At 34.7% G+C, this 3,649-nt stretch carries 7 protein-coding genes, 1 pseudogene and 1 CRISPR repeat array; of the genes and pseudogenes, 1 reads left to right on the top strand and 7 read right to left on the bottom strand.

The window, feature by feature from the left end:
* Nucleotides 1–98 precede the first annotated feature (98 nt).
* Nucleotides 99–608: direct repeats of the CRISPR family, unit length 28 nt; unit sequence TTTCTAAACCGCCTACTCGGCGGTGAAC.
* A gap of 144 nt (nucleotides 609–752) precedes the next feature.
* The 4 genes from GQ593_RS13125 to GQ593_RS13110 form a co-directional block, all read right to left on the bottom strand.
* Nucleotides 753–941, bottom strand: a complete 189-nt coding sequence (locus tag GQ593_RS13125; protein WP_160432439.1) for a hypothetical protein — start codon at nucleotides 939–941, stop codon at nucleotides 753–755.
* A complete protein-coding gene (locus GQ593_RS13120; RefSeq protein ID WP_160432438.1) occupies nucleotides 938–1,144 on the bottom strand; it encodes a hypothetical protein in 207 nt (68 codons plus the stop codon). Before GQ593_RS13120 ends, GQ593_RS13125 begins: the two co-directional genes overlap by 4 nt.
* A gap of 47 nt (nucleotides 1,145–1,191) precedes the next feature.
* Nucleotides 1,192–1,911: a Rha family transcriptional regulator gene (locus tag GQ593_RS13115; protein ID WP_160432440.1), complete on the bottom strand. Its 720-nt coding sequence runs from the start codon at nucleotides 1,909–1,911 to the stop codon at nucleotides 1,192–1,194.
* A gap of 73 nt (nucleotides 1,912–1,984) precedes the next feature.
* Complete coding sequence (locus GQ593_RS13110) at nucleotides 1,985–2,167, bottom strand: hypothetical protein (RefSeq protein WP_160432437.1); 183 nt, start codon at nucleotides 2,165–2,167, stop codon at nucleotides 1,985–1,987.
* Between the two features lie 121 nt (nucleotides 2,168–2,288).
* On the opposite strand from GQ593_RS13110, the gene GQ593_RS13105 reads away from it, so the two are divergent.
* Nucleotides 2,289–2,690 carry an Arc family DNA-binding protein gene (locus GQ593_RS13105; RefSeq protein ID WP_160432436.1) on the top strand — a complete coding sequence of 134 codons (402 nt, stop codon included), beginning with the start codon at nucleotides 2,289–2,291 and terminating at the stop codon, nucleotides 2,688–2,690.
* 51 nt (nucleotides 2,691–2,741) lie between these two features.
* Here the strand turns inward: GQ593_RS13105 and GQ593_RS13100 are convergent, their stop codons facing one another.
* From GQ593_RS13100 to GQ593_RS13090, 3 genes and pseudogenes are all read right to left on the bottom strand, one after another.
* Nucleotides 2,742–2,900: a hypothetical protein gene (locus tag GQ593_RS13100; protein ID WP_160432435.1), complete on the bottom strand. Its 159-nt coding sequence runs from the start codon at nucleotides 2,898–2,900 to the stop codon at nucleotides 2,742–2,744.
* Nucleotides 2,901–2,909: 9 nt separating this feature from the next.
* On the bottom strand, nucleotides 2,910–3,347 hold the full coding sequence (locus GQ593_RS13095) for a hypothetical protein (RefSeq protein ID WP_160432434.1): 438 nt from the start codon (nucleotides 3,345–3,347) through the stop codon (nucleotides 2,910–2,912).
* A 212-nt stretch (nucleotides 3,348–3,559) separates the two neighbouring features.
* A pseudogene (locus tag GQ593_RS13090) lies at nucleotides 3,560–3,649 on the bottom strand (IS5/IS1182 family transposase); the annotation flags it as partial.

Here is a 3,649-nt window from a genome sequence, read left to right as displayed (position 1 = left end):
TTCTTTGTCATCAATCTGAAGCCTCTTAATTGAGGCTTTCTTTTAAATTTAGTAATGATCGATGTTCTTGCAATGTTAACTCGTTGAAATGTCGCCTTTTTCTAGACCGCCTATTCGGCGGTGAACAGTTTCAATACCAAGTGTTTTGTGGCGTCTACATTTCTAAACCGCCTACTCGGCGGTGAACGGGGGGCTGGCATAGGGATAGTTACCCGTATGTTTCTAAACCGCCTACTCGGCGGTGAACAGCTGATTTGCCATGCGAGTAGTGTAGAATGATTTCTAAACCGCCTACTCGGCGGTGAACCAATGGTTATCACACGAATTACCCCATAGTCATTTCTAAACCGCCTACTCGGCGGTGAACGCGAAGTTTCGGACTTTCCAAATGTGAGCAGATTTCTAAACCGCCTACTCGGCGGTGAACAATGACCAAGGAAGAATATCGTGAGGCAATTTTTTCTAAACCGCCTACTCGGCGGTGAACATGAAGATGTGCTTAAAAAGAGATACAAAGGGATTTCTAAACCGCCTACTCGGCGGTGAACAGAAACATTTATGGGTACACTAATATCAATGATTTCTAAACCGCCTACTCGGCGGTGAACTAGATTATATCAAAGATATCATATTGTTTTAACTAAATTTTAGCCATTTTTCCAAAAATAACCCTTTTTTCTAGCGCTTAAATTAATCTATATTTTTCAATGGATTATAAAATAAGCTGAAAAAAGGGTTATAGAGTTTGAATTCTAAGCCGTCTTTTCTGCATCTTGAACAAGTTTTTTGGCGTAGTTAACCAAATCTTGAATTATCCAAAATACATTTGACTTATCTTTGTCTTCTTCCGCTTCACTACCTAAAATATATGCTAAAGACTGTGCTTGACTCAAATTTTTAACGATTATTTCATAGTTATCACTATCAATAATATGTTTCATGCTACAACCTCCGCTTTTTCAAATAAAGTTGACATTTCATACGACATTGTCGAGATTGCACCTATACTGTTTATTAGAGTCTCATCAGCCCACTTACTTTGACCATTGTCGCTAATTAATAACTCTGCAATTGCAGCAATGTGATTTATTTTTGCACATAAAACGTTAAAATCGTTCTCTTGAATAATTATATTTCTGTTCATATCTACATCCTCAAGTTGCCCCTCTGCGGGGGCTTATAATTTGTTGGTTAAGCGATTTCTTTATTAATAAGATGATTTTTGATTACATCTATTGCTTTTTCGTTATATCTAAAAGTTTCAACTTGCTTATCAGAAGAACGTGACTTATCGAGTACGAAAATTCCATAGTCTTTTGTTTTTAAGTTGAGCTTATTAGCTATACGACCAATTTTATTTGAGGATACGCCGAGCAAATCCCCAACCTCGCCTGCTGAAAATGTTTTGTTTTCTAATATAGGTAAGGGGATTAACTCCTCATTAACGGAACTATTAACCATTTTTGCAAAGATAACTTGCTGAGACGACTTGCTGAGATTATCAAATCGATTACAAATAACTTCTGCTGATTTAGTTGCCATTGATATCGCCCTAGCTTTTCTATATTCAGCTAAGCCAATGTGTTTTGGTAAAACTGTTGGCTTTCTGTCTGTTGACCAAGCTATTGCTTCTTCTAGTTCTTGCCAGCGATCAACTAATTTAGCTGTAAACTCAGGACATAATTGAGCAACAACAATATAAGAATCTCTTTTTACTAATTTATATTCACTTGCCTTTCTACCCAGTGAATCTAGGTATTCCCCCATTGGGGGAATATCAATAACACCACGTTTAGCAAGACGTTCGATAGATTGCTTAACTTTGTCATGCCTAGATTCAACTAAATCCGCTATCTCACGGCTAGACATTGTCAATTGACTTTTATTAACTAAAGTTATATCATTTTTCATAGATTTGATTCCTCTTTGCTGTGGGATTAATGATTGAACCTCAACATTTGCCGATGTTGGGGTTTTTGCTTTTCTAGATGTTTGCATTTTTTACCTCTCTTTGTTTGATTTTCTTTTCTTTATGTTCTGCTAAAGCTTCAACTATCACAAAGTTTAGCGATCTTCGGCTAAACTCAGCCTCTTTCTCATACCATTCCCTTAAATCATTAGGCATTCTTGTTGGGAACGGTTTAATTTTACTTACCTCATGAATCAAAATGATCCTCCTTTTTTGTATTTACATTTATTTTACACGCTTATTTTGGATCATAATGATTCAGTTGTCAATACTTCTTATAAAAACTATATTAGTGCAATGAGTCAAAAGGAATCACACTATGAACACAATAAAACCTTTTCCAACGAGATTGCCGTCAGATTTGAGAAGTTATTTAGAGGACAAAGCGAATACAAATAAAAGAAGTTTGAATAATGAGTTAGTTGATCGGCTTGAGGTCACAAAAATTATTGAAACGATAACCCATTCAGATTTACGTGAAATCATAAATGACATATTAAAACTTGATGGCTATAAAAATGAGCTTGAGTCTACTAGAAGTGAACTTATTAAATTAAAAGATTCATACGATGCATTAAAGAACGAATTAGCAAAAGCATTTTCTCTTTCTGGTGACACAAATGAAGATATTGTTAGAATGAAAATGGAGCGAGCTTTGAATCATATAACTTCTGGAGTAGAAGAACTTAGAACCATTTTTCCTCAAAAAAATAACCAATAAAAAACCCTCTTAGAGGGTTTGAATTGCTTTAATAGTCAATAATTATTTAACTCAATAATCATCACCTTTTCCCCACCCCTCAGCATCTCTTTTAGCATTTATAACAGCTAATTTATCAAAGTTTTTCTGCCTTTTTAAAATTACAGCATACTGAGTATATAGCACCATTATAACTACACCAAATATTGCAATACCGTACAATAACCACATAATTGATACCTATTTTATTCTTGTGCAGACCGCTTCTGTTTTGGCTCTAAAATCAATAACATTATTGTCACTATTAATGTTGTTTATTTCAGTCAACATTGTTAACTTGAAAGTGTCGCTATTAACAATTTTTGTTGTTTTTTTTGTGTTAATCTTAGTACTTCCTACAACTTTATTTATGATATTTTCCATTTTATTTGGATCAATCAAGATTTTTGTTCCATCTTTATTTATTTGATAAAGCTCATTATCTAATATTTTAAATGTCATTATTTTTTCTGACGACGACACTGAATCACCAAAATCTTCATTAACGTCACCGTTATGTTTTTCATAATCATTAGCGGTACACTGCCAATCCCCAATCCAATACTCTTTAGTAACTTTATCATCACCACAACCAAATAAAGCAAGAGTAACTAAACTAATTATCAAGATTTTTTTCATACCATCTCCTTAATTTTTGATAAATAGTATGAAATTTATTAACTAAGAGCAATAAAAAACCGCCCGAAAGCGGTTTATGTCTGCCTATTCGGCGGTGAACAACTGTTTTCTGATTGCGTTTCTAGTTTTTTCTTTCTAAACCGCCTATACGGCGGTGAACGCGATTGTAATGATAGTTACGTTTCTTTTCTGTTTCTAAACCGCCTATTCGGCGGTGAACCACCACTATCAACCGCAAGATGAATTTTAGTTGAATGACCACCACAGCTCTGACCTATTTGCTCGGAATGCTCCGTTGCAGC

Origin of the sequence: Gilliamella sp. Pas-s25, assembly GCF_009795885.1 — a bacterium.
Taxonomy (GTDB): domain Bacteria; phylum Pseudomonadota; class Gammaproteobacteria; order Enterobacterales; family Orbaceae; genus Gilliamella.
The sequence above is the reverse complement of the archived record's forward strand: the minus strand, read 5'-3'. Positions and strand labels throughout refer to the sequence as shown.

What these genes read in the sequence shown, in the direction of transcription:
- GQ593_RS13125 (WP_160432439.1), bottom strand. Translation starts at nt 941, where the DNA reads ATGAAACATATTATTGATAGTGATAACTATGAAATAATCGTTAAAAAT.
- GQ593_RS13120 (WP_160432438.1), bottom strand. Translation starts at nt 1,144, where the DNA reads ATGAACAGAAATATAATTATTCAAGAGAACGATTTTAACGTTTTATGT.
- GQ593_RS13100 (WP_160432435.1), bottom strand. Translation starts at nt 2,900, where the DNA reads ATGTGGTTATTGTACGGTATTGCAATATTTGGTGTAGTTATAATGGTG.
- GQ593_RS13105 (WP_160432436.1), top strand. Translation starts at nt 2,289, where the DNA reads ATGAACACAATAAAACCTTTTCCAACGAGATTGCCGTCAGATTTGAGA.
- GQ593_RS13115 (WP_160432440.1), bottom strand. Translation starts at nt 1,911, where the DNA reads ATGAAAAATGATATAACTTTAGTTAATAAAAGTCAATTGACAATGTCT.
- GQ593_RS13095 (WP_160432434.1), bottom strand. Translation starts at nt 3,347, where the DNA reads ATGAAAAAAATCTTGATAATTAGTTTAGTTACTCTTGCTTTATTTGGT.